The organism is Vibrio sp. T9, assembly GCF_003123985.1.
GTDB classification, from domain to species: Bacteria; Pseudomonadota; Gammaproteobacteria; order Enterobacterales; family Vibrionaceae; genus Vibrio; species Vibrio diabolicus.
In genome coordinates, this window is the sequence record NZ_NIGY01000009.1 from 40,348 (window position 1) to 60,758 (window position 20,411).

At 45.9% G+C, this 20,411-nt stretch carries 18 protein-coding genes and 20 tRNA genes; 30 read left to right on the forward strand and 8 right to left on the reverse strand.

Annotation, left to right across the window (positions count from 1 at the left end):
- Positions 1 to 71: 71 nt before the first annotated feature.
- From kdsA to hemA, 6 genes are read right to left on the reverse strand one after another with little or no spacing between them, the layout of a single operon-like run.
- Positions 72 to 923 (reverse strand): 3-deoxy-8-phosphooctulonate synthase, encoded by an 852-nt coding sequence (gene kdsA, locus CBX98_RS18665; RefSeq protein ID WP_005384095.1) that lies wholly within the window; start codon positions 921 to 923, stop codon positions 72 to 74.
- A gap of 53 nt (positions 924 to 976) precedes the next feature.
- On the reverse strand, positions 977 to 1,786 hold the full coding sequence (locus CBX98_RS18670; RefSeq protein ID WP_005384098.1) for a SirB1 family protein: 810 nt from the start codon (positions 1,784 to 1,786) through the stop codon (positions 977 to 979).
- A 6-nt stretch (positions 1,787 to 1,792) separates the two neighbouring features.
- Positions 1,793 to 2,176 (reverse strand): SirB2 family protein, encoded by a 384-nt coding sequence (locus CBX98_RS18675; protein WP_005382225.1) that lies wholly within the window; start codon positions 2,174 to 2,176, stop codon positions 1,793 to 1,795.
- A gap of 40 nt (positions 2,177 to 2,216) precedes the next feature.
- Positions 2,217 to 3,071: a peptide chain release factor N(5)-glutamine methyltransferase gene (gene prmC, locus CBX98_RS18680; protein WP_053807690.1), complete on the reverse strand. Its 855-nt coding sequence runs from the start codon at positions 3,069 to 3,071 to the stop codon at positions 2,217 to 2,219.
- 3 nt (positions 3,072 to 3,074) lie between these two features.
- Complete coding sequence (gene prfA, locus CBX98_RS18685) at positions 3,075 to 4,163, reverse strand: peptide chain release factor 1 (RefSeq protein WP_005382222.1); 1,089 nt, start codon at positions 4,161 to 4,163, stop codon at positions 3,075 to 3,077.
- Between the two features lie 29 nt (positions 4,164 to 4,192).
- On the reverse strand, positions 4,193 to 5,449 hold the full coding sequence (gene hemA / locus CBX98_RS18690; RefSeq protein WP_005384104.1) for a glutamyl-tRNA reductase: 1,257 nt from the start codon (positions 5,447 to 5,449) through the stop codon (positions 4,193 to 4,195).
- 161 nt (positions 5,450 to 5,610) lie between these two features.
- Between hemA and lolB the strand changes: the two genes are divergently transcribed.
- The 25 genes from lolB to CBX98_RS18820 all read left to right on the forward strand — a co-directional run bounded on the left by lolB (position 5,611) and on the right by CBX98_RS18820 (position 12,591).
- On the forward strand, positions 5,611 to 6,222 hold the full coding sequence (gene lolB / locus CBX98_RS18695; protein ID WP_005393172.1) for a lipoprotein insertase outer membrane protein LolB: 612 nt from the start codon (positions 5,611 to 5,613) through the stop codon (positions 6,220 to 6,222).
- Complete coding sequence (gene ispE / locus CBX98_RS18700) at positions 6,219 to 7,091, forward strand: 4-(cytidine 5'-diphospho)-2-C-methyl-D-erythritol kinase (protein ID WP_046874292.1); 873 nt, start codon at positions 6,219 to 6,221, stop codon at positions 7,089 to 7,091. Before lolB ends, ispE begins: the two co-directional genes overlap by 4 nt.
- A 27-nt stretch (positions 7,092 to 7,118) precedes the next feature.
- The gene (locus tag CBX98_RS18705) at positions 7,119 to 8,063 is read left to right on the forward strand and encodes a ribose-phosphate pyrophosphokinase (RefSeq protein ID WP_005393176.1); all 945 of its coding nucleotides are present in this window, start codon (positions 7,119 to 7,121) and stop codon (positions 8,061 to 8,063) included.
- Between the two features lie 151 nt (positions 8,064 to 8,214).
- On the forward strand, positions 8,215 to 8,805 hold the full coding sequence (gene pth, locus CBX98_RS18710; protein WP_005384112.1) for an aminoacyl-tRNA hydrolase: 591 nt from the start codon (positions 8,215 to 8,217) through the stop codon (positions 8,803 to 8,805).
- 10 nt (positions 8,806 to 8,815) lie between these two features.
- Complete coding sequence (gene ychF, locus CBX98_RS18715; protein WP_005393178.1) at positions 8,816 to 9,907, forward strand: redox-regulated ATPase YchF; 1,092 nt, start codon at positions 8,816 to 8,818, stop codon at positions 9,905 to 9,907.
- Between the two features lie 284 nt (positions 9,908 to 10,191).
- Positions 10,192 to 10,268, forward strand: a tRNA-Met gene (locus CBX98_RS18725).
- Between the two features lie 40 nt (positions 10,269 to 10,308).
- Positions 10,309 to 10,393, forward strand: a tRNA-Leu gene (locus CBX98_RS18730).
- Positions 10,394 to 10,425: 32 nt separating this feature from the next.
- A tRNA-Gln gene (locus CBX98_RS18735) sits at positions 10,426 to 10,500 on the forward strand.
- 77 nt (positions 10,501 to 10,577) lie between these two features.
- Positions 10,578 to 10,654: transfer RNA gene (locus CBX98_RS18740), tRNA-Met, on the forward strand.
- A gap of 54 nt (positions 10,655 to 10,708) precedes the next feature.
- Positions 10,709 to 10,793, forward strand: a tRNA-Leu gene (locus CBX98_RS18745).
- A 30-nt stretch (positions 10,794 to 10,823) separates the two neighbouring features.
- Positions 10,824 to 10,898, forward strand: a tRNA-Gln gene (locus CBX98_RS18750).
- 53 nt (positions 10,899 to 10,951) lie between these two features.
- Positions 10,952 to 11,036 (forward strand) — tRNA-Leu (locus tag CBX98_RS18755).
- Between the two features lie 30 nt (positions 11,037 to 11,066).
- Positions 11,067 to 11,141 (forward strand) — tRNA-Gln (locus CBX98_RS18760).
- Positions 11,142 to 11,194: 53 nt separating this feature from the next.
- Positions 11,195 to 11,279, forward strand: a tRNA-Leu gene (locus CBX98_RS18765).
- 30 nt (positions 11,280 to 11,309) lie between these two features.
- Positions 11,310 to 11,384, forward strand: a tRNA-Gln gene (locus tag CBX98_RS18770).
- Between the two features lie 53 nt (positions 11,385 to 11,437).
- A tRNA-Leu gene (locus CBX98_RS18775) sits at positions 11,438 to 11,522 on the forward strand.
- Between the two features lie 22 nt (positions 11,523 to 11,544).
- A tRNA-Met gene (locus CBX98_RS18780) sits at positions 11,545 to 11,621 on the forward strand.
- A 54-nt stretch (positions 11,622 to 11,675) separates the two neighbouring features.
- Positions 11,676 to 11,760: transfer RNA gene (locus CBX98_RS18785), tRNA-Leu, on the forward strand.
- 30 nt (positions 11,761 to 11,790) lie between these two features.
- Positions 11,791 to 11,865, forward strand: a tRNA-Gln gene (locus CBX98_RS18790).
- A gap of 53 nt (positions 11,866 to 11,918) precedes the next feature.
- Positions 11,919 to 12,003: transfer RNA gene (locus CBX98_RS18795), tRNA-Leu, on the forward strand.
- Between the two features lie 22 nt (positions 12,004 to 12,025).
- Positions 12,026 to 12,102 (forward strand) — tRNA-Met (locus tag CBX98_RS18800).
- Positions 12,103 to 12,148: 46 nt separating this feature from the next.
- Positions 12,149 to 12,233: transfer RNA gene (locus CBX98_RS18805), tRNA-Leu, on the forward strand.
- Between the two features lie 29 nt (positions 12,234 to 12,262).
- Positions 12,263 to 12,347 (forward strand) — tRNA-Leu (locus tag CBX98_RS18810).
- A 30-nt stretch (positions 12,348 to 12,377) separates the two neighbouring features.
- Positions 12,378 to 12,452: transfer RNA gene (locus CBX98_RS18815), tRNA-Gln, on the forward strand.
- A gap of 54 nt (positions 12,453 to 12,506) precedes the next feature.
- A tRNA-Leu gene (locus tag CBX98_RS18820) sits at positions 12,507 to 12,591 on the forward strand.
- Positions 12,592 to 12,726: 135 nt separating this feature from the next.
- Here the strand turns inward: CBX98_RS18820 and CBX98_RS18825 are convergent.
- The gene (locus CBX98_RS18825) at positions 12,727 to 13,905 is read right to left on the reverse strand and encodes a 2-octaprenyl-3-methyl-6-methoxy-1,4-benzoquinol hydroxylase (protein ID WP_104969146.1); all 1,179 of its coding nucleotides are present in this window, start codon (positions 13,903 to 13,905) and stop codon (positions 12,727 to 12,729) included.
- A gap of 257 nt (positions 13,906 to 14,162) precedes the next feature.
- Between CBX98_RS18825 and miaB the strand changes: the two genes are divergently transcribed.
- The 5 genes from miaB to lnt all read left to right on the forward strand — a co-directional run bounded on the left by miaB (position 14,163) and on the right by lnt (position 19,781).
- A complete protein-coding gene (gene miaB, locus CBX98_RS18835; protein WP_005391310.1) occupies positions 14,163 to 15,587 on the forward strand; it encodes a tRNA (N6-isopentenyl adenosine(37)-C2)-methylthiotransferase MiaB in 1,425 nt (474 codons plus the stop codon).
- Positions 15,588 to 15,660: 73 nt separating this feature from the next.
- Complete coding sequence (locus CBX98_RS18840; RefSeq protein WP_005373033.1) at positions 15,661 to 16,758, forward strand: PhoH family protein; 1,098 nt, start codon at positions 15,661 to 15,663, stop codon at positions 16,756 to 16,758.
- A gap of 2 nt (positions 16,759 to 16,760) precedes the next feature.
- Positions 16,761 to 17,225 carry an rRNA maturation RNase YbeY gene (gene ybeY / locus CBX98_RS18845; RefSeq protein WP_005391311.1) on the forward strand — a complete coding sequence of 155 codons (465 nt, stop codon included), beginning with the start codon at positions 16,761 to 16,763 and terminating at the stop codon, positions 17,223 to 17,225.
- A 105-nt stretch (positions 17,226 to 17,330) separates the two neighbouring features.
- Entirely contained in the window at positions 17,331 to 18,230 is a 900-nt protein-coding gene (corC, locus tag CBX98_RS18850; protein WP_005384118.1) for a CNNM family magnesium/cobalt transport protein CorC, read from the forward strand.
- A gap of 33 nt (positions 18,231 to 18,263) precedes the next feature.
- The gene (gene lnt, locus CBX98_RS18855; protein ID WP_109169985.1) at positions 18,264 to 19,781 is read left to right on the forward strand and encodes an apolipoprotein N-acyltransferase; all 1,518 of its coding nucleotides are present in this window, start codon (positions 18,264 to 18,266) and stop codon (positions 19,779 to 19,781) included.
- Positions 19,782 to 19,865: 84 nt separating this feature from the next.
- Here lnt and CBX98_RS18860 read toward each other — a convergent pair whose 3' ends face one another.
- Positions 19,866 to 20,336, reverse strand: a complete 471-nt coding sequence (locus CBX98_RS18860) for a zinc ribbon-containing protein (RefSeq protein WP_005373024.1) — start codon at positions 20,334 to 20,336, stop codon at positions 19,866 to 19,868.
- Between the last annotated feature and the right edge of the window lie 75 nt (positions 20,337 to 20,411).

The window sequence follows — 20,411 nt, forward strand, 5'->3', positions numbered from 1 at the left end:
GATGCGCCATCTGATAAAAAAATAGCCAACACGAGGTTGGCTATTGCATTTGATCACCAGTCATCTGGCGTTTACTTGATATCGATATCTGCAAAGCTCTTGATCAGATCATCAAGAGATTTCATTTGCGCTAGGAACGGTTCTAACTTGTCTAGCGGCAGTGCAGATGGGCCATCACAGCGTGCTTGGTCTGGGTTTGGATGCGCCTCGATAAATAGACCTGCGATGCCTGTTGCTAGACCCGCTTTCGCAAGTTCAACTGTCTGCTCACGACGACCGCCAGACGCCGCACCTGACGGGTCACGCATCTGTAGTGAGTGCGTTACGTCAAAGATGATAGGGCTGCCTTTCGACGCATTTTTCATCACACCAAAGCCAAGCATGTCTACGACTAGGTTATCGTAGCCGTGGCAAGAGCCGCGCTCACATAGGATGATCTTGTCGTTACCGCATTCCGCGAACTTCTCAACGATGTTACCCACTTGACCTGGGCTCATAAATTGAGGTTTCTTCACGTTGATAACCGCACCTGTTTTTGCCATTGCTTCAACAAGGTCAGTTTGACGAGCTAGGAATGCAGGAAGCTGAATAACGTCTACCACGTCAGCGACAGGTTGAGCTTGCGCTTCAGTGTGAACGTCCGTGATGATCTTCACACCAAATGTGTCTTTTAGCTCTTGGAAGATTTTCATACCTTCTTCCAGGCCTGGCCCACGGTATGAATGAACAGAACTGCGGTTTGCTTTGTCAAACGACGCCTTAAATACGTAAGGAATGCCAAGTTTTTCCGTTACTTTTACGTAGTGCTCACAGATCTGCATCGCAAGATCACGAGACTCAAGAACGTTCATGCCTGCAAATAGGGTGAATGGCTTGTCGTTAGCAACCTGAATGTCGCCGATATTAACGATTTTCTGTTCCATTTTGATTCTCTTTTTCTGTCCACGATACGCCACAGTTCGGCACATCGATAAAATTAGTGAAGTGTGACGTGCGTTTCACTCATCACATTAACTTGTGATTTTAGTAGCTCAGAAGCCGGATCGTCAGGGCATTGGTCAATAAAGTACTGAAAATCTGACACCGCCACTTGAGGGCACTCTAGCTGTTGGAAAATAAAACCACGGTCACGAATCTCGTATGGGTCATCTGGCACAAAGGTTAACGCAAGGTTCGTACAACGCAACGCCAGCGTGTAGTGCTCTTCACGTAACATCGCGCTTTTGATCAACGCTAACCAGCGACCAATAATGGTTGGATTGTCAGCTTCTTCAAAGTGTTCTGGCTTTAACTGAGCCAACGGCCCTTCTTGACCAATAAGCCAAGCTTGGAGAATTCTTTCCCCCACATACTCACCATTAAATGGGTTAATGTAGTCTGGCTTTTTATGCATCCAATCGACTTTTAGTAGGAACTGAGTAGGGAAAGTAACTCCCTTCAACGGGAAACCCAGCTTTTTGCCTAGATATAATAAAATCGAACCTAAACTAACCGGAATACCTTTTCGGCGCTCCAACACTTTATCGATAAAGCTGTTGTCCGAAATAAAGTATTCCTGTTCGTCGCCTTTGAATCCCCACTCATGGAAAAACAGTCGTAGGAATGCATCAAATCGCTGCTCTTCATCCGTTTCATGAACAAGCGTGGCTTCCGCATCTTTGTAAAGACGCTCTAACTCTTGTTTCGCCCAATGTACTTTGGTTTCAGGGTTAATCGCTTTGTTTAGCTCAAGCGCACCTTCCACCAACGGTATATTGTCAAAATCTTCGTCAAAAAACTCTAACATGACGTCTTATCCAAATAACGTAGGGCTCTTAGACACAGCAATGTTTGCAGCCATGACCAACCAACCTAATGCGCCGAAAAAGCCAAATATCTTCAGTAGGTTGTTTTTCGCAAGCTTCAACGAGAAGAAACCGAGTGCAATGTACGCCAATACGCAGGTGATTTTGTTTGTTAACCACGGTGCGGCATCAGTAAACGGGATGAAACCAGTAATGAAAATAAGCGCGATACCTGACACTAGCAATGCAGTATCAACGATGTGGGGAAACACTTTCAAAAAGCGATTATTTCGCTTCGGTGAGTTCATCATCATTAACACGAATCGGATCGATAATAGTGTCGCGCTGAGCGCAATCGTCACTAAGTGTATGTGTTTTAGAGCTACGTACATTTTTCTTCTCTTTTTAGTTAGTGTTTGCTGACTTCCATGATTAACTGGCCAGGCAACCAAGTGTTACTCGGTCGTTACCGCCATAATCTTTTTCCGTGGCAACTTGTTGGTAACCAAAACCACGCATTATCTCACGTACGGCATCACCCTGATCATAACCATGTTCGAATGCCAGCCAACCGCCTACTTCAAGATACTGACGAGCAAGATCCGAGATATGACGAATATCAGCTAAGCCATTCTCTTTAGCAACTAATGCTGATTTTGGCTCAAAGCGCACATCACCTTGGGATAAATGTGGATCTTTTTCATCAATATACGGCGGATTGGAGACAATTAAAGCAAACTTCGTACCCTCTGCAATAGGCTCGAACCAACTGCCTTGAGCAAAGGTCACATTTTTGATGTTTAGCTGCTCAGCATTGTACTCTGCAAGTGCTTTCGCTTCTTGCTTGAGATCTACGCCCATCACTTGACGTTTTGGCATTTCAGATGCGAGTGCGATAGCAATTGCCCCCGTCCCCGTTCCAAGATCTAAAATAGGCCCTGTTTGCTCATAGGTCTTATCGAGTGCAACTTCGACCAAACGTTCTGTATCCGGTCTTGGGATCAAGGTAGAGGGAGAAACTTTGAACGGTAGAGACCAAAACTCTCGCTCACCAATAATATAAGCGACGGGTTCACCAGTTAAACGTCGTTCAAGTAGAGCGTCGAATTTTGCTTGTTGCTCTGCTTCTAATGCTTTTTCTGGCCAGGTCAGTAGATAAGTTCGTGGTTTGCCAAGGACATGGCAGAGGAGTACAGCTGCATCGAGAGAAGGCGACTCTTTGCCGCCTTCTGCCAGTTTCGCCGTCGCACTTTTCAGTGCTTGCTCAATTGATTGAACTTGGCTCATCGATTAGCCGTTCTCTGCGAGCGCCGCAAGTTGGTCTGCTTGGTGCTCTTGAATCACAGGATCAATCAAGCTCTGCAGGTCACCTTCCATCACTTCGTTCAAACGGTAGATGGTTAGGTTGATGCGGTGATCAGACACACGACCTTGTGGGTAGTTGTAGGTACGAATACGGTCACTACGGTCACCAGAACCTAGAAGGTTACGACGTGTATCAGACACTTCTGCAGCACGACGCTCTTCTTCCGCTTGAACGATACGAGCAGCAAGAACCGCCATCGCTTTCGCTTTGTTCTTGTGCTGTGAACGCTCGTCCTGACACTCTACTACCGTACCCGTTGGTAAGTGGGTAATACGGATTGCAGAATCCGTGGTGTTAACGTGCTGACCACCCGCGCCAGATGCACGGAACGTATCGATTTTCAGGTCTGCTGCTTTGATTTCTGGCAGATCCGCCTCTGGAATTTCCGCCATCACCGCTACGGTACATGCAGATGTATGCACACGGCCTTGAGATTCAGTTGCAGGAACACGTTGTACACGGTGACCGCCAGACTCAAATTTCAGTACGCCGTACGCACCGTCGCCGCTCACTTTTGCGATCATCTCTTTGTAACCACCGTGTTCAGCTTCGTTTGAAGACATCACTTCGATGCGCCAGCCACGCTTTTCTGCGTACTTGCTGTACATACGGAATAGATCACCCGCGAAGATACCCGCTTCGTCGCCACCCGCACCTGCACGAATTTCTAGGAAACAGTTACGATCATCGTTCGGATCTTTTGGCAGAAGAAGAATCTGTAACTCATCAGTAAGACGCTCAATCGTCGCTTTCGCTTCTTTGATTTCTTCTTGCGCCATTTCACGCATTTCTTCGTCGTCTTCGTTTGCCATCTCTTCAGCGGCGACAAGATCTTCTTGTGCTTGTTGATAAGCTTGGAAGCACTTGGTTACTTCTTCTAGCTGAGAGTACTCTCTTGATAGAGCTCGGAATTTGTCCTGATTTCCAATTACATCAGGATCACCAAGAAGATGTTGAACTTCTTCGTAACGTTCTACTAGCGTTTCTAGCTTAGTCAGAATAGAGGCTTTCATAGTGTCGTTTTCTTAATAAAAAGCGTGAGTTATAGATCATCCAAGCCGAGTGTCTGGCGGATAATCGTTAATTTTGCTGGTTCGCCTTGCTCTGCCGCACTTTGCAATGCGCGAGTTGGAGCGTGAATCAGTTTGTTGGTGAGTTTATTACTCAGCTCGCGCAGCACTTTCTCTGGATCTGCGCCCGCCGCTAAAGATTGCAAACTTTTGCTCAGTAACTCTTCACGAATTTCGTTGGCTGATTTGCGATAGTCGCGAATACTATCGACGGCTTGCAGTGAACGCAACCACGTCATAAACGCAGCGCTTTCTTCACTAACAATCGCTTCGGCTTGAATCGCTTCGACTTTACGCTGCTCAATGTTGCTGTCGATGATAGATTGCAAGTCATCAACCGAATACAAATATGCGTCGTTCAGTTCACCGACTTCCGACTCTACATCTCGCGGCACCGCAATATCGACTAACAAGATAGGTTGATGTCGGCGCTGCTTCAGAGCCGTTTCGACCATACCTTTGCCAATAATAGGCAATGGGCTCGCCGTTGAGCTAATCACGATATCCGCTTTCGCCAAATGTTCAGGAATTTCGTTCAAACTGATCACTTCTGCGCCAAATTGATCCGCTAAGCCTTGCGCACGCTCTTTAGTGCGGTTCGCGACAATCATTTTTGTGCAGCCGTTGGATGCTAAATGCTTCGCGACCAGTTCAATCGTCTCTCCCGCACCAACCAAAAGCACGGTTGAATCAGATAACGACTCAAAAATATGTTTTGCCAATGTACATGCGGCATAAGCCACGGACACAGCATTACCGCCGATATCTGTTTCTGTTCTCACACGCTTGGCGACTGAGAACGTCTTTTGAAACAGTTTATCAATTGAAGCATCGACAGCTTGATGATCTCGCGAGTCAGAAAATGCTTGTTTTACCTGCCCCAAAATTTGAGGCTCACCCAACACCAGAGAATCTAGCCCGCATGATACGCGCATCAAATGCTTAATTGCGGCTTGTTCTTCATGCACATACAAACTCGGCATTAAATCTTCGCGGCTCACTTGATGAAACTGAGCAAGCCAATCGATTAACTTATTTCGCGCTCCTTGCTTAACATCGCAGTACAACTCAGTTCGGTTACAGGTTGAAACAATCACACTGCCGTTAACCGCTTCGTGCTCTCTAAGTTGCTCGAGTGCAGGGCCGAGTTTATCCGGACCAAACGCCACCTTCTCTCGCAAGTCGACAGACGCTGTATTGTGATTGATTCCAATAGCAAGCAAGGACATCTAACGTGGTATCTCTGGGATAGGTTATAAAATAGGTCCAGAATTTTACTGTAAGCACGCATTTATTGAAAGGGTAAGCCGGATTTGTTTTCCTAACTGCGACTTTTCAATGCTATAGTTGTGAGCGATTCCCGACGAAACTGATTAATAAGCCATCAAACATGACGTTACGCTCCTTTATTCTTTTTTTCTTGTCGAGCTTACTGCTCGCTGGTTGTTCCTCCGTTCCTGAAAGTGTTACCAGCGTTGAATGGCAAGCTCATGAGCAACGACTCGAGACCATCCAAGATTTTCAAGCAACGGGAAAACTTGGTTATATTGGCCCAGACCAAAGACAAAATTTAAATTTCTACTGGAAACATTCTTCAGCACTAAGCCAGTTGCGTTTAACTACGATTCTCGGACAAACGGCATTAAAGCTCACCATCACCCCACAAGGTGCCACAGTAGAAACTTACGACGATCAGGTCCTTTCCTCTCGCAGTGCAAACCAGCTAATTTACCGTCTTACGGGGTTAATGATGCCCGTTGAACACATGCCTGACTGGCTATTAGGCCTACCGACCGACGCCGACAAATTCCAATTGTCCCCAACCAATACACTGCAAGCGTTAAACAAACAAATTGGTTTAAATGATTGGCGTATTGCTTATCAACGGTATGGCGATGTTCAATGGCATGAGCAGTCTCTACCACTGCCAAATAAGCTGAAACTCACCACTGCTGACGTCAAAATAAATCTAGTGATCACAAAATGGAACATCACCCAATGATCGAACTTTCAACCCGCTGGCCATCACCAGCGAAATTGAATCTCTTTCTATACATCAACGGTCGCACAGAAAATGGCTACCACGAGTTACAAACCTTATTCCAATTCGTCGATCACGGCGATGAGCTCACCATTCAAGCAAACCATTCTGGTGATATTACGATTTCTCCAGATATAGAAGGTGTGCCTCTTCAAGACAATTTGATTTGGAAAGCAGCAACCGCACTTCAAGCATACTCAGAGTGCCCTTTTGGCGCACATATTGAGCTACAGAAAGTGCTACCTATGGGTGGGGGCATTGGTGGGGGCTCATCGAACGCGGCTACAGCATTAGTGGCACTGAACTACTTATGGCAACTGAATCTAACTGACGATGAACTGGCTGAAATTGGTTTAAAACTGGGCGCAGACGTGCCCGTGTTTGTGCGCGGATTTGCAGCTTTTGCTGAAGGTGTTGGCGAGAAACTCTCCCCCGCTTATCCCGAAGAAAAGTGGTATTTAGTCGTCAGACCGAATGTTTCTATCGCAACCGTCGACGTTTTTTGTCATCCAGATCTAACGCGAAACACCCCAAAACGAGATCTAGAAACACTTTTAAATACACCAAGCGTAAACGATTGCGAAAAAATTGTACGAATGCTCTACCCAGAGGTTGATAAGCAACTTTCTTGGCTGCTACAATACGCGCCGTCAAGATTGACGGGGACAGGATCTTGCGTTTTTGCTGAATTTTCGAGCAAATCTGAAGCAGAAACTATCCTTGCACAACTCTCTGATAAAGTCTCGGCATTTGTCGCTCAAGGGCGCAATATTTCGCCATTAAAAGAGACTTTGGCTGAATACCAATCAGCCTCACACCGACCTATTTAAACTGGACGCAAACCCGAGGTTTCCACCGTGCCTGATATGAAGCTATTTGCTGGTAACGCAACACCTGAACTAGCCCAACGTATTGCTGATCGTCTTTACATCTCTCTTGGTGATGCATCTGTTTCTCGCTTTTCTGATGGCGAAGTTGCAGTTCAAATCAATGAGAATGTTCGTGGTAGCGATGTTTTCATCATTCAATCCACTTGTGCACCGACTAACGACAACCTAATGGAATTGGTTGTTATGATTGATGCAATGCGCCGTGCTTCAGCAGGCCGTATCACTGCAGTTATCCCTTACTTCGGCTACGCTCGCCAAGACCGTCGTGTACGTTCTGCGCGTGTGCCAATTACTGCAAAAGTTGTTGCTGATTTCCTATCTAACGTTGGTGTTGACCGCGTTCTAACTATCGACCTACACGCAGAGCAAATTCAAGGCTTCTTCGATGTACCTGTAGACAACATCTTCGGCACGCCAGTGCTACTTGAAGATATGCAGGCTCGCGGTCTAGATAACCCTGTTGTGGTATCTCCTGACCTAGGTGGCGTTGTTCGTGCTCGCGCAACAGCAAAAGCACTAGGCGACATCGACATCGCAATCGTAGATAAGCGTCGTCCACGTGCAAACGTTTCTGAAGTAATGAACCTAATCGGTGATGTTGAAGGTCGTGACTGTGTGATCGTTGATGACATGATCGACACAGGTGGCACACTATGTAAAGCAGCTGAAGCACTAAAAGAGCGCGGTGCTAAGCGTGTATTCGCTTACGCTACTCACGCTGTATTCTCAGGCAACGCTGCGGACAACATCAAGAACTCAGTTCTTGACCAAGTTATCGTAACTGACTCTATCTCTCTATCTAAAGAGATGGCTGCAACAGGCAAAGTGACAACACTAAGCCTATCTCGCATGCTAGCTGAAGCGATTCGTCGTATCAGTAACGAAGAGTCAATCTCTGCAATGTTCAACTAATCCGAACATTTCAGTTACACTGATTTCAAAAGCACCCCTCTTTGGGGTGTTTTTTTATTTGTACTGATAACCAGAAAATCCCTTGGTCGCCCACTGCGAGAATTCTGTGCTATCATACTGCGCTTTTTGAGATTCCAGAGAGATCCTAACCTTGAGTCAACAAATCAAACTTCTTGTTGGTCTTGCTAATCCAGGACCAGAATACGCCAGAACTCGTCACAATGCGGGCGCTTGGGTTGTAGAAGAATTAGCACGCGTTCACAACGTTACACTGAAGAACGAACCAAAGTTTTTTGGTCTAACAGGACGCATTATGGTCAATGGCCAGGATCTCCGTTTGCTTATCCCAACCACCTTCATGAATCTATCAGGTAAATCGATCGCAGCGCTTGCGAAATTTTATCAAATTAAACCTGAAGAGATCATGGTCGCTCATGACGAGCTAGACTTACCGCCAGGTGTCGCTAAGTTTAAAAAAGGTGGGGGTCACGGTGGACACAACGGTCTGCGTGACACCATTAGCAAACTGGGCAATAACAAAGATTTTTATCGTCTTCGCATTGGCATTGGTCATCCGGGACACAAAGATAAAGTGGCGGGTTTTGTATTAGGTAAAGCGCCAGCTAAAGAGCAAGAGCTTTTAGATGCAGCAGCTGATGAGGCTGTTCGTTGTCTAGATATCCTGATTAAGGATGGCCTATCTAAAGCACAAAATCGCCTCCACACGTTCAAAGCTGAATAAGGTTACTATCATGGGTTTTAAATGTGGCATCGTTGGTCTACCTAACGTAGGTAAATCAACTCTGTTCAACGCACTAACTAAAGCGGGTATCGAAGCAGCAAACTTCCCGTTCTGTACCATTGAACCAAACACTGGTGTGGTTCCTGTGCCAGATCTACGTCTAGACGCACTAGCTAAGATCGTTAACCCACAGAGAGTTCTTCCAACGACGATGGAGTTCGTGGACATCGCTGGTCTTGTTGCTGGTGCATCACGTGGTGAAGGTTTAGGTAACAAATTCCTAGCTAACATCCGTGAAACAGACGCGATTGGCCACGTTGTACGTTGTTTTGAAAACGAAAACATTGTTCATGTTTCAGGTAAAGTTTCACCTATCGAAGATATCGAAGTGATCAACCTTGAACTTGCAATGGCTGACCTTGATTCTTGTGAGCGCGCGATTCAACGTAACGCGAAGAAGGCAAAAGGCGGCGATAAAGACGCAAAATTTGAACTAACAGTACTAGAAAAACTGTTACCAGTACTAACTGAAGGCGGCATGGCACGCACAGTTGAGCTATCTAAAGAAGAGTTAGCAGCAATCGGCTACCTAAACTTCCTTACACTGAAGCCAACTATGTACATTGCAAACGTAAACGAAGATGGTTTCGAAAATAACCCATATCTAGATGCGGTTCGCGAGTTCGCAGAAAAAGAAAACAACGTCGTTGTACCTGTATGTGCAGCTATCGAATCTGAACTATCTGAACTAGAAGATGAAGATCGCGAAGAATTCCTAGCGGATATGGGGATCGAAGAACCGGGGCTGAACCGTGTAATTCGCTCTGGTTACGAGCTACTGACTCTTCACACCTACTTCACGGCAGGTGTTAAAGAAGTACGTGCGTGGACAATCCCTGTTGGTGCAACTGCGCCTCAGGCTGCAGGTAAGATCCACACTGACTTCGAGAAAGGCTTTATTCGTGCAGAAGTAGTCGGTTACGACGATTTCATCCAATTCAATGGTGAAAATGGCGCAAAAGACGCAGGTAAATGGCGTCTAGAAGGTAAAGACTACATCGTAAAAGATGGTGATGTTGTACACTTCCGCTTCAATGTTTAATTAAATGAATGAATTTTAAACACTTCATTTACACTAAAAGCCAGCTGCTAAGCTGGCTTTTTTAATACCTTAAGTAAATGAGCAAAAATAAATTACCTAACTGCGAGCTAATTTATTTCCAGTTTTAGATCATAAACACGCCTCTTTGTTTAAAAAGGAAGCGAACGAGGTTTTTTCCGAAATTTATTAAAAAAAACTGTTGACGGATCTCACTCAACTTCGCATAATGCGCGCCGTTCCCAACGACAAGGCAACAAAGCGTTGAGAGCAAAAAATATGGTTTTGGCTACGTAGCTCAGCTGGTTAGAGCACATCACTCATAATGATGGGGTCACAGGTTCGAATCCCGTCGTAGCCACCATTCCTAAGTGTTCTTTTTATCAGAGCAATTAGGAATAGATGCGGAAGTGGCGGAATTGGTAGACGCACCAGATTTAGGTTCTGGCGCCGCAAGGTGTGAGAGTTCAAGTCTCTCCTTCCGCACCATATTTTAAATAGTCATTGTGACTATTGCCTGCAGGTCTATCGCCAAGCGGTAAGGCAGCGGCTTTTGATGCCGCCATTCCCTGGTTCGAATCCAGGTAGACCTGCCATTATTCAAGTGAGATTCCTTTATAAAAGGGGTTGTCACTGAGAGCGTGAAGGTTTATATTGTCTCGCTCCAAAAGATGGCTACGTAGCTCAGCTGGTTAGAGCACATCACTCATAATGATGGGGTCACAGGTTCGAATCCCGTCGTAGCCACCATGAACAACGTTATTTAGGTTTTTACCAATTACCTTGATAACTACAGAATAAGTTGCGGAAGTGGCGGAATTGGTAGACGCACCAGATTTAGGTTCTGGCGCCGCAAGGTGTGAGAGTTCAAGTCTCTCCTTCCGCACCATTATTTAAGTCTCTTGTATTAGAGCAATGTAGGGCTATCGCCAAGCGGTAAGGCAGCGGCTTTTGATGCCGCCATTCCCTGGTTCGAATCCAGGTAGCCCTGCCATATACAATGATATTAAGATTTTACCAATCATCTTGATATCTATAGAATAAGTTGCGGAAGTGGCGGAATTGGTAGACGCACCAGATTTAGGTTCTGGCGCCGCAAGGTGTGAGAGTTCAAGTCTCTCCTTCCGCACCATTATTTAAGTCTCTTGTATTAGAGCAATGTAGGGCTATCGCCAAGCGGTAAGGCAGCGGCTTTTGATGCCGCCATTCCCTGGTTCGAATCCAGGTAGCCCTGCCACATACAATGACATTGAGATTTTGCCAATTATCTTGATGTCTACAGATCAAGTTGCGGAAGTGGCGGAATTGGTAGACGCACCAGATTTAGGTTCTGGCGCCGCAAGGTGTGAGAGTTCAAGTCTCTCCTTCCGCACCATTATTTAAGTCTCTTTTATTAGAGCAATGTAGGGCTATCGCCAAGCGGTAAGGCAGCGGCTTTTGATGCCGCCATTCCCTGGTTCGAATCCAGGTAGCCCTGCCATATACAATGATATTGAGATTTTACCAATTATCTTGATATCTACAGATCAAGTTGCGGAAGTGGCGGAATTGGTAGACGCACCAGATTTAGGTTCTGGCGCCGCAAGGTGTGAGAGTTCAAGTCTCTCCTTCCGCACCATTTTTGATCAAAAGTTTAAAATGGCTACGTAGCTCAGCTGGTTAGAGCACATCACTCATAATGATGGGGTCACAGGTTCGAATCCCGTCGTAGCCACCATAAACAACGTTATTTAGGTTTTTACCAATTACCTTGATAACTACAGAATAAGTTGCGGAAGTGGCGGAATTGGTAGACGCACCAGATTTAGGTTCTGGCGCCGCAAGGTGTGAGAGTTCAAGTCTCTCCTTCCGCACCATTATTAAAGTCTCTTTTATTAGAGCAATGTAGGGCTATCGCCAAGCGGTAAGGCAGCGGCTTTTGATGCCGCCATTCCCTGGTTCGAATCCAGGTAGCCCTGCCATATACAATGATATTGAGATTTTACCAATTATCTTGATATCTACAGATCAAGTTGCGGAAGTGGCGGAATTGGTAGACGCACCAGATTTAGGTTCTGGCGCCGTAAGGTGTGAGAGTTCAAGTCTCTCCTTCCGCACCATTCTTGATCAAAAGTTTAAAATGGCTACGTAGCTCAGCTGGTTAGAGCACATCACTCATAATGATGGGGTCACAGGTTCGAATCCCGTCGTAGCCACCATTGATTGGATTGCTAGCATAAGCTATCAGTCACGTAGATTTAAGATGCGGAAGTGGCGGAATTGGTAGACGCACCAGATTTAGGTTCTGGCGCCGCAAGGTGTGAGAGTTCAAGTCTCTCCTTCCGCACCATCTTAAATTAATCTACACTATCAGAATACGCGGAAGTGGCGGAATTGGTAGACGCACCAGATTTAGGTTCTGGCGCCGTAAGGTGTGAGAGTTCAAGTCTCTCCTTCCGCACCATTATTTAAGTCTCTTTTATTAGAGCAATGTAGGGCTATCGCCAAGCGGTAAGGCAGCGGCTTTTGATGCCGCCATTCCCTGGTTCGAATCCAGGTAGCCCTGCCATTACACAACGTTGTTGAGGTTTTACCAATTACCTTGATAACTACAGAATAAGTTGCGGAAGTGGCGGAATTGGTAGACGCACCAGATTTAGGTTCTGGCGCCGTAAGGTGTGAGAGTTCAAGTCTCTCCTTCCGCACCATTATCGGAAAACCCAGCATGATTTTGCTGGGTTTTTTCTTTTTTTGGTTCTGGACTCGGGAAATCATTAGATTTGCCGAATTAAAAAAGCGAGCTCATAGCTCGCTTTTTTTCTATCTGTGGATTGAGTAACTTACTACATACCTAAAGCGTATTTCAGTACTTGAGCCTTGATCGGTCCTGAGTTTTCAGCAAACTTCAATGCAGCATTACGTACAAACTTCAATGGCCCAAGATCGTTGCTAAAACTTTTATAGAAAAAGTCCATGCCAGTCTGCATGAGTAAGTTGTCAGGTCGACGTGCACGTTCGTATTTCGCGAGTAAGGCATCTTCCAGCTGTTCTTTGTGTTCTGTTACCGAAAGGAGAACGTCTACATCTTTGAAGCCTAAGTTTACCCCTTGCCCTGCAAGCGGATTGATCGTATGAGCAGAGTCACCCACTAATACGCAATTTTTGCTTGAGTAGCCTTGCGCATGACGACGAGTGAGTGGAAATGAGCCAAACTGTAAAACTTCAATATCGCCCAATTCAGCAGGGAAATGACGTAAGATTTCTTCCCTTAGTTGAGGCTTACCCATCGCACACAGTTGTTTAATGCGTTTTGGCGAGTCATACCAAACCAACGAACCTTGGCCTACTTCTTGACCGTCTTCATTAGTCAAAGAGCACAAAGGTAAAAATGAACGCGGGCCTGAAGGAGTAAATTGTTGCCAAGTGATATCTTGCTGTGGCAATTCTGTTTTCACGTTAATCAACATGCAGTGTTGTCGGTAATCCCACGCAGTCACACCAATTCCAGCCAATTGACGAACTTTAGAGTTTGCACCATCAGCACCAATTACCCAGTTAGCTTCAAACTGCACCCCACTTTCGAGTGTCACAAGGTTTACATCTGCAAACTCAATGTCTTTTAATCGCTCAGGACACATCACGGTTAGATTGTCATACTGAGAGAAGACTTGCCAAAGACCTAATTGGATTAGGCGGTTTTCAACGATATAACCTAGTTGCTCCAATGACAGTTCATCAGAGTGAAAACGAGTACGGCACTCCGGGTGCTCCCAAGTCTCTAAACGCCGATAAGGGCAAACTCGCATACTTTTAATTTCTGACCATGCGCCGAGTGAATCAAGTAACTCCACCGACTGGTGCGAAATCGCAGATACGCGAATATCCATCGCCTGAGCGGCATCAAAAGCTTTGGGTTTTGCACCTTCAACCAAGACAACGCTTCTGCCCTGCTTGGCAAATCCAACAGCGACGGCTGCCCCAACCATACCGCCACCGATCACGGCGATGTCATACTTGTTCATTTTTTACTCTTCATCGTGCTGATTAATTGGCGTTTTTTATTGTACTTTCCATGGCTATTTTTACAAAATTGTTTAACAAAAAACCTTGTTCTGCATAGGGCGAAAAACTAGATTTCATCAGGCTTTGCAGAGAATTAGCCAGATCACTAGTCAGGTGCTTTTTAAAGCAGTACAATACGCCGCTTACCGCCGTGATGGCGGCTATAATTTGAGCAATAGCTCTCCAATTTAAGTACAACTGAACGAGCGAAAGTGAGATGAGTAAGAAACTGCTAATTAAAACCTGGGGCTGCCAGATGAACGAATACGATTCATCAAAAATGGCCGACCTGCTTAATGCTGCAAACGGCTACGAGCTGACGGAAGAGCCAGAGGAAGCAGACGTACTTCTACTTAACACCTGTTCGATCCGTGAAAAAGCGCAAGAGAAAGTTTTCCACCAGCTTGGCCGCTGGAAAACACTAAAAGATAAAAAACCTGGCGTAGTTATCGGTGTAGGTGGTTGTGTAGCAACGCAAGAAGGTGACCATATTCGTGAACGTGCACCATACGTCGACGTTATTTTTGGCCCACAAACTCTGCACCGCCTACCTGAGATGATCAAACAATCTCAGTCGGATGACGCACCAGTTATGGACATTTCGTTCCCAGAGATCGAAAAGTTCGACCGCCTACCAGAGCCTCGTGCGGAAGGCGCGACAGCATTCGTTTCTATTATGGAAGGCTGCTCGAAGTACTGTACTTACTGTGTCGTACCGTACACTCGTGGTGAAGAAGTAAGCCGTCCAATGGATGACGTGCTGTTCGAAATCGCACAGCTTGCTGAACAAGGCGTACGTGAAGTAAACCTACTGGGTCAAAACGTAAACGCGTACCGCGGTCCAACACACGACGGTGAAATCTGTTCATTTGCAGAACTGCTTCGTTTGGTTGCGTCTATCGATGGTATCGACCGTATTCGTTTCACAACGAGCCACCCGCTAGAATTCACTGACGACATCATCGCGGTTTACGAAGATACGCCTGAGCTTGTGAGCTTCCTGCACTTACCTGTGCAAAGTGGTAGTGACCGTATCCTAACTATGATGAAACGCCCTCACACCGCTATCGAGTACAAGTCGATCATCCGTAAACTGCGTAAAGCTCGTCCTGATATTCAAATCAGTTCAGACTTTATTGTTGGTTTCCCTGGTGAGACAGACAAAGACTTCCAAGACACCATGAAGCTAATCAAAGATGTAGACTTTGACATGAGCTTCAGCTTCATCTTCTCTCCACGTCCAGGTACGCCAGCAGCGGATTACCCTTGTGATGTATCAGAACAAGTGAAGAAAGAGCGCCTTTACGAACTACAGCAAACTATCAATGCTCAAGCGATGCGTTACTCTCGCTTAATGCTTGGCACAGAACAACGTGTTCTAGTTGAAGGTCCTTCGAAGAAAAACCTAATGGAACTGCGCGCTCGTACAGAAAACAACCGTGTAGTAAACTTTGAAGGTAGTGCAGACCTAATTGGTCAGTTCGTTGATGTGAAGATCGTAGACGTATTTGCGAACTCACTGCGTGGTGAGCTAGTACGTACTGAAAAAGACATGGATCTTCGTAGTGTGATTTCCCCAACGCAGATGATGGCGAAAACACGTCGCGAAGATGAGCTGGGTGTAGCTACTTTTACGCCATAAGCTCGTATAAATAGCCATGGAGAGCCTGGTCGTTATCAGGCTCTCATTAAGTGGCAAAAAATGAGAGGCAACATTGAGTAATAAAATAGTAACTCTAGAAATTAACCTAGAACCTTCCGACAACCGCCGACTTGCTAGCCTGTGCGGTCCATTCGATGACAACATCAAGCATTTAGAACGTCGTCTAGGCGTTGAAATTAACCACCGTAGTGACCATTTTACAATTGTCGGTAAACCTCATACCGCATCAGCTGCGCTGGATATCCTGAAAACTCTGTATGTTGATACCGCACCTGTACGAGGTGAGATCCCAGACATTGAGCCTGAACAGATCCATTTAGCGATTAAAGAGTCTGGTGTTCTTGAGCAGAATACTGAGTCTAATATCGAGCATGGTAAAGAAGTCTTCGTCAAAACCAAGAAAGGCGTGATCAAACCACGTACGCCAAACCAAGCTCAGTACTTGGTTAATATGGTCACGCATGATATTTCTTTTGGTATTGGCCCAGCTGGTACAGGTAAAACTTATCTTGCTGTTGCAGCAGCAGTTGACGCACTAGAGCGCCAAGAGATCCGTCGTATTCTATTGACGCGCCCTGCGGTTGAAGCCGGTGAGAAACTGGGCTTCCTACCTGGTGACTTAAGCCAGAAAGTCGACCCATACCTACGTCCGCTATACGATGCCCTATTTGAAATGTTGGGCTTTGAGCGCGTAGAGAAGCTGATTGAACGTAACGTGATTGAGGTAGCCCCTCTTGCTTACATGCGTGGTCGTACTCTAAACGACGCTTTCATCATTCTTGATGAGAGTCAGAACACCACGGTTGAGCAGATGAAGATGTTCCTAACGCGTATTGGTTTTAACTCTCGCGCAGTTATCACTGGTGACGTCACGCAAATCGACTTACCTCGTGGTGCAAAATCAGGTCTTCGTCATGCTATTGAAGTATTAAGCGAAGTCGACGACATCAGCTTTAACTTCTTTTTAGCAGACGACGTTGTACGTCACCCAGTGGTTGCTCGTATCGTTAACGCGTATGAGAAGTGGGAAGCACAAGACCAGAAAGAGCGTAAAGAGTTCGAGAAGCGTCGTCGTGAAGAACGCGATGCGAAGTTACTAGAAGCAGCAAAAGCCGAACTGAATGCACAAGTTGCTTCCACTAAGGAATAATCATGGCGATTGAACTTGATCTGCAACTGGCAGTCGAAAATGAAGAAGGGCTGCCTTCGCAGCAAGATTTCCAATTGTGGCTAGATAAGACGATTCCTCTATTCCAGCCACAAGCCGAAGTCACCATTCGCATTGTGGATGAACAAGAAAGTCACACGCTTAACCATGAGTATCGTGGTAAAGATAAACCGACCAATGTGTTGTCTTTTCCATTTGAAGCCCCTCCGGGTATGGAAATAGATTTACTTGGCGACTTAATTATTTGCCGCCAAGTCGTTGAAAAAGAGGCAATTGAACAGAACAAGCCTCTGTTAGCACATTGGGCGCATATGGTTGTACATGGCAGCTTGCATCTGCTAGGTTATGATCATATTGAGGATGACGAAGCCGAAGAGATGGAGTCCCTCGAAACCGAAATCATGCAAGGTATGGGCTATGAAGACCCTTACATTGCTGAAAAAGAATAGCCATTGGCTATTCAGCAGGGAAAGGCGAACCACCTAAATGATTCTCGTGTTCGCCTCTCTATGTGTGCTATCACACTTCTGATAGCGTTACTTAATTGAGAAACAATGAACGAAGATAATTCTCCCTCTTCTAACGAAGATAAGAAAGAAAAGGCAGAAGGTCCGAGTAGAAAGTCCTTCTTTGAACGTCTAGGTCAATTATTTCAGGGCGAGCCAAAAGATCGCCAAGAGCTTGTGGATGTTATCCGTGACTCTGAAGTCAATGACCTGATTGACCATGACACCCGCGATATGCTTGAAGGTGTTATGGAAATCTCCGAAATGCGCGTGCGTGACATTATGATCCCGCGTTCGCAAATGGTTACGGTTGAGCGTACTCACGACCTTGATACCTTGGTTGCCTTGATTACCGATGCTCAACACTCTCGCTACCCTGTGATCAGCGAAGATAAAGACCATGTGGAAGGCATTCTTCTTGCGAAGGACTTACTTAAATACTTAGGCTCAGGCAGTAATCCATTTGATATCGAAGAAGTTATTCGACCAGCCGTTGTGGTACCGGAAAGTAAACGCGTTGATCGACTGCTGAAAGAGTTCCGTGAAGAACGTTATCATATGGCCATTGTTGTCGATGAATTCGGTGGTGTTTCTGGTCTTGTGACCATTGAAGATATCCTTGAAGAAATCGTCGGGGATATCGAAGATGAATTCGATGAAAGCGAAGAGACAGACATTCGTAAGCTTAGCAAGCATACGTTTGCTGTCAGAGCGCTGACAACCATCGAAGAGTTTAATGAGACATTTGGAACTAACTTCAGCGATGAGGAAGTAGATACCGTTGGTGGCATGGTCATGACTGCCTTTGGTCACTTACCTTCTCGTGGTGAACTGGTTGAAATTGAAGGTTACAACTTCAAAGTCACCGCTGCCGATAACCGTCGTGTCATTCAACTCCAAGTGACGATCCCAGACGAAGAAACACTGGTTGAAGCCACTCAAGAGTAACGCGATACCCATTGGGAATCTCAGAAAATTATAATGATGAATGAACTCTTTCATCGCCTCAAGCGGCCCTTAGTGGCCGCTTTTGTTGGCGCCTCTACTACGCTCGCTTTTGCACCTTACCAGTTGTGGCCTGTTGCCATTCTTAGCCCAGCTATTCTACTGATTCTTCTTGCTAACCAAACTCCGAAACGCGCACTGTGGATTGGCTATGCTTGGGGGTTGGGTCAATTTGCAACTGGCGTCAGCTGGGTGTACGTCAGTATCTCCGGCTTTGGTGGCATGCCACTGATTGCTAATTTATTTTTAATGGGCTTGCTTGTCGCCTACTTGGCTGTTTATTCCGGCTTATTTGCTTGGCTCAACAACAAACTCTTTCCTCAATTTACGCTCACAAAAGCACTTCTCGCTGCGCCCGCTTTATGGCTAATCAGTGATTGGTTGCGTGGTTGGGTGATGACCGGCTTCCCGTGGCTATGGCTAGGCTACAGCCAGATTGATGCTCCACTAGCAAGCTTTGCGCCTATCGGTGGCGTGGAACTGCTCACTCTGTTTATCCTTATTAGTGCGGGGGCATTAGCCTATGCTTGGGTTCATAAACAGTGGCTGATGGTGATTATTCCTGCGGTACTACTCAGCACAGGCTTTGGGATTCGTAACTACGATTGGGTAACACCTCGGCCAGAAGACACGACTAAGCTCGCGCTGATTCAAGGTAACGTTGACCAAAACCTTAAGTGGCTGCCAAGCCAACGTTGGCCAACCATCATGAAATACGCCGATCTCACTCGTGAAAACTGGGACGCTGATATTATCGTCTGGCCAGAAGCTGCAATTCCTGCTTTTGAAATTGAAGTGCCTTCATTTTTGAGCAATATCGACAGTGCAGCAAAAATGAATAACAGCGCAATCATCACTGGTGTCGTCAACCAAGCTGAAGATCGACAGTTCTACAACAGTATCCTGTCCCTTGGCATCACACCATACGGTGACTACAGTTTCGACTTGAGCGAACGCTACCATAAGCATCACCTATTACCGTTTGGTGAGTTTGTACCATTTGAAGATATTTTGCGCCCATTAGCGCCATTCTTTAACTTACCGATGTCGTCGTTTAGCCGTGGGGCTTTTGTGCAGCCCAACATCGTTGCGAATGGCATGCACATGGCACCAGCGCTTTGCTATGAGATCATCTTTAATGAGCAAGTGCGTCAAAATGTGACTGACGAAACAGACTTCATTCTAACGCTATCGAACGACGCATGGTTTGGTCACTCTATCGGCCCTCTTCAGCATATGGAGATCGCCCGTATGCGTGCCTTAGAATTAGGTAAACCGCTCATCCGCTCGACTAACAACGGATTAACAGCGGTAACCGATCACAAGGGTAAAATCGTTGAGCAAGTACCGCAGTTTGAAACTGCAGTACTGCGCGCAGAGCTCACCCCAACCGATGGGAAAACGCCATATCGAATCGTTGGTACTTGGCCATTGTATATTTGGGTAGGGTTAAGTTTAGCGCTGGCTTTCGGTTTAAGAAGAAAACAGAGCTGATAACAGCTTGAAAGTAGAAAAGACAAAAAAGAGGCGACCAAGCCTCTTTTTTATTCATTACATTATACAGTCGTTACGCGCCATTTATGGCTTTAATGACTGGCGAGTAAAGCCTTTGTGACCACATTTAATACACGGAATGATTACAGTTGGGTGGTTATACGTTGTCTTGTGACCACACTCATCACAGACCAAAGTACCTAAGCCTATCACCTCTCCTGCTTCATATAGCCCTTGATGCTCTAAGTCATCGAACAACTCAACCCACTCAACTTTAGTTCGGTCTGTAATCTCTAACAGCCCTTGCCATATCGAATCCGCAATCGTTAAGTAAAACGGGCCGCTTTTACTGTCCTCGTAACTCTCTGAAAACTCTTTTAAGTCTGCTTTAAGGTACGCTTTGATTAAAGCCAATTCATCTTTGGTCAAGTCATTAGCAGCATCCACCACTTTGCCCGACGTCTCAATCGCTTTGTTAACTTCTTCCGGACTGTGCTTCAAGGTTTCAATCACATCCTCGAGCATTTCCTCATAACCTGTTTTACGTTTAGGCATAACTGACCTCCATCTTTCTCCTACCTGCGTCACTTAAGGGCGCATGGGTACAGATTGGCTATTGTTGTGATCCCT

Bases quoted from the DNA above. Each gene is read 5' to 3' on its own strand.
- kdsA (WP_005384095.1), bottom strand. From the start codon at position 923: ATGGAACAGAAAATCGTTAATATCGGCGACATTCAGGTTGCTAACGAC.
- CBX98_RS18670 (WP_005384098.1), bottom strand. From the start codon at position 1,786: ATGTTAGAGTTTTTTGACGAAGATTTTGACAATATACCGTTGGTGGAA.
- CBX98_RS18675 (WP_005382225.1), bottom strand. From the start codon at position 2,176: ATGTACGTAGCTCTAAAACACATACACTTAGTGACGATTGCGCTCAGC.
- prmC (WP_053807690.1), bottom strand. From the start codon at position 3,071: ATGAGCCAAGTTCAATCAATTGAGCAAGCACTGAAAAGTGCGACGGCG.
- prfA (WP_005382222.1), bottom strand. From the start codon at position 4,163: ATGAAAGCCTCTATTCTGACTAAGCTAGAAACGCTAGTAGAACGTTAC.
- hemA (WP_005384104.1), bottom strand. From the start codon at position 5,449: ATGTCCTTGCTTGCTATTGGAATCAATCACAATACAGCGTCTGTCGAC.
- lolB (WP_005393172.1), top strand. From the start codon at position 5,611: ATGACGTTACGCTCCTTTATTCTTTTTTTCTTGTCGAGCTTACTGCTC.
- ispE (WP_046874292.1), top strand. From the start codon at position 6,219: ATGATCGAACTTTCAACCCGCTGGCCATCACCAGCGAAATTGAATCTC.
- ychF (WP_005393178.1), top strand. From the start codon at position 8,816: ATGGGTTTTAAATGTGGCATCGTTGGTCTACCTAACGTAGGTAAATCA.
- CBX98_RS18825 (WP_104969146.1), bottom strand. From the start codon at position 13,905: ATGAACAAGTATGACATCGCCGTGATCGGTGGCGGTATGGTTGGGGCA.
- miaB (WP_005391310.1), top strand. From the start codon at position 14,163: ATGAGTAAGAAACTGCTAATTAAAACCTGGGGCTGCCAGATGAACGAA.
- ybeY (WP_005391311.1), top strand. From the start codon at position 16,761: ATGGCGATTGAACTTGATCTGCAACTGGCAGTCGAAAATGAAGAAGGG.
- corC (WP_005384118.1), top strand. From the start codon at position 17,331: ATGAACGAAGATAATTCTCCCTCTTCTAACGAAGATAAGAAAGAAAAG.
- lnt (WP_109169985.1), top strand. From the start codon at position 18,264: ATGATGAATGAACTCTTTCATCGCCTCAAGCGGCCCTTAGTGGCCGCT.
- CBX98_RS18860 (WP_005373024.1), bottom strand. From the start codon at position 20,336: ATGCCTAAACGTAAAACAGGTTATGAGGAAATGCTCGAGGATGTGATT.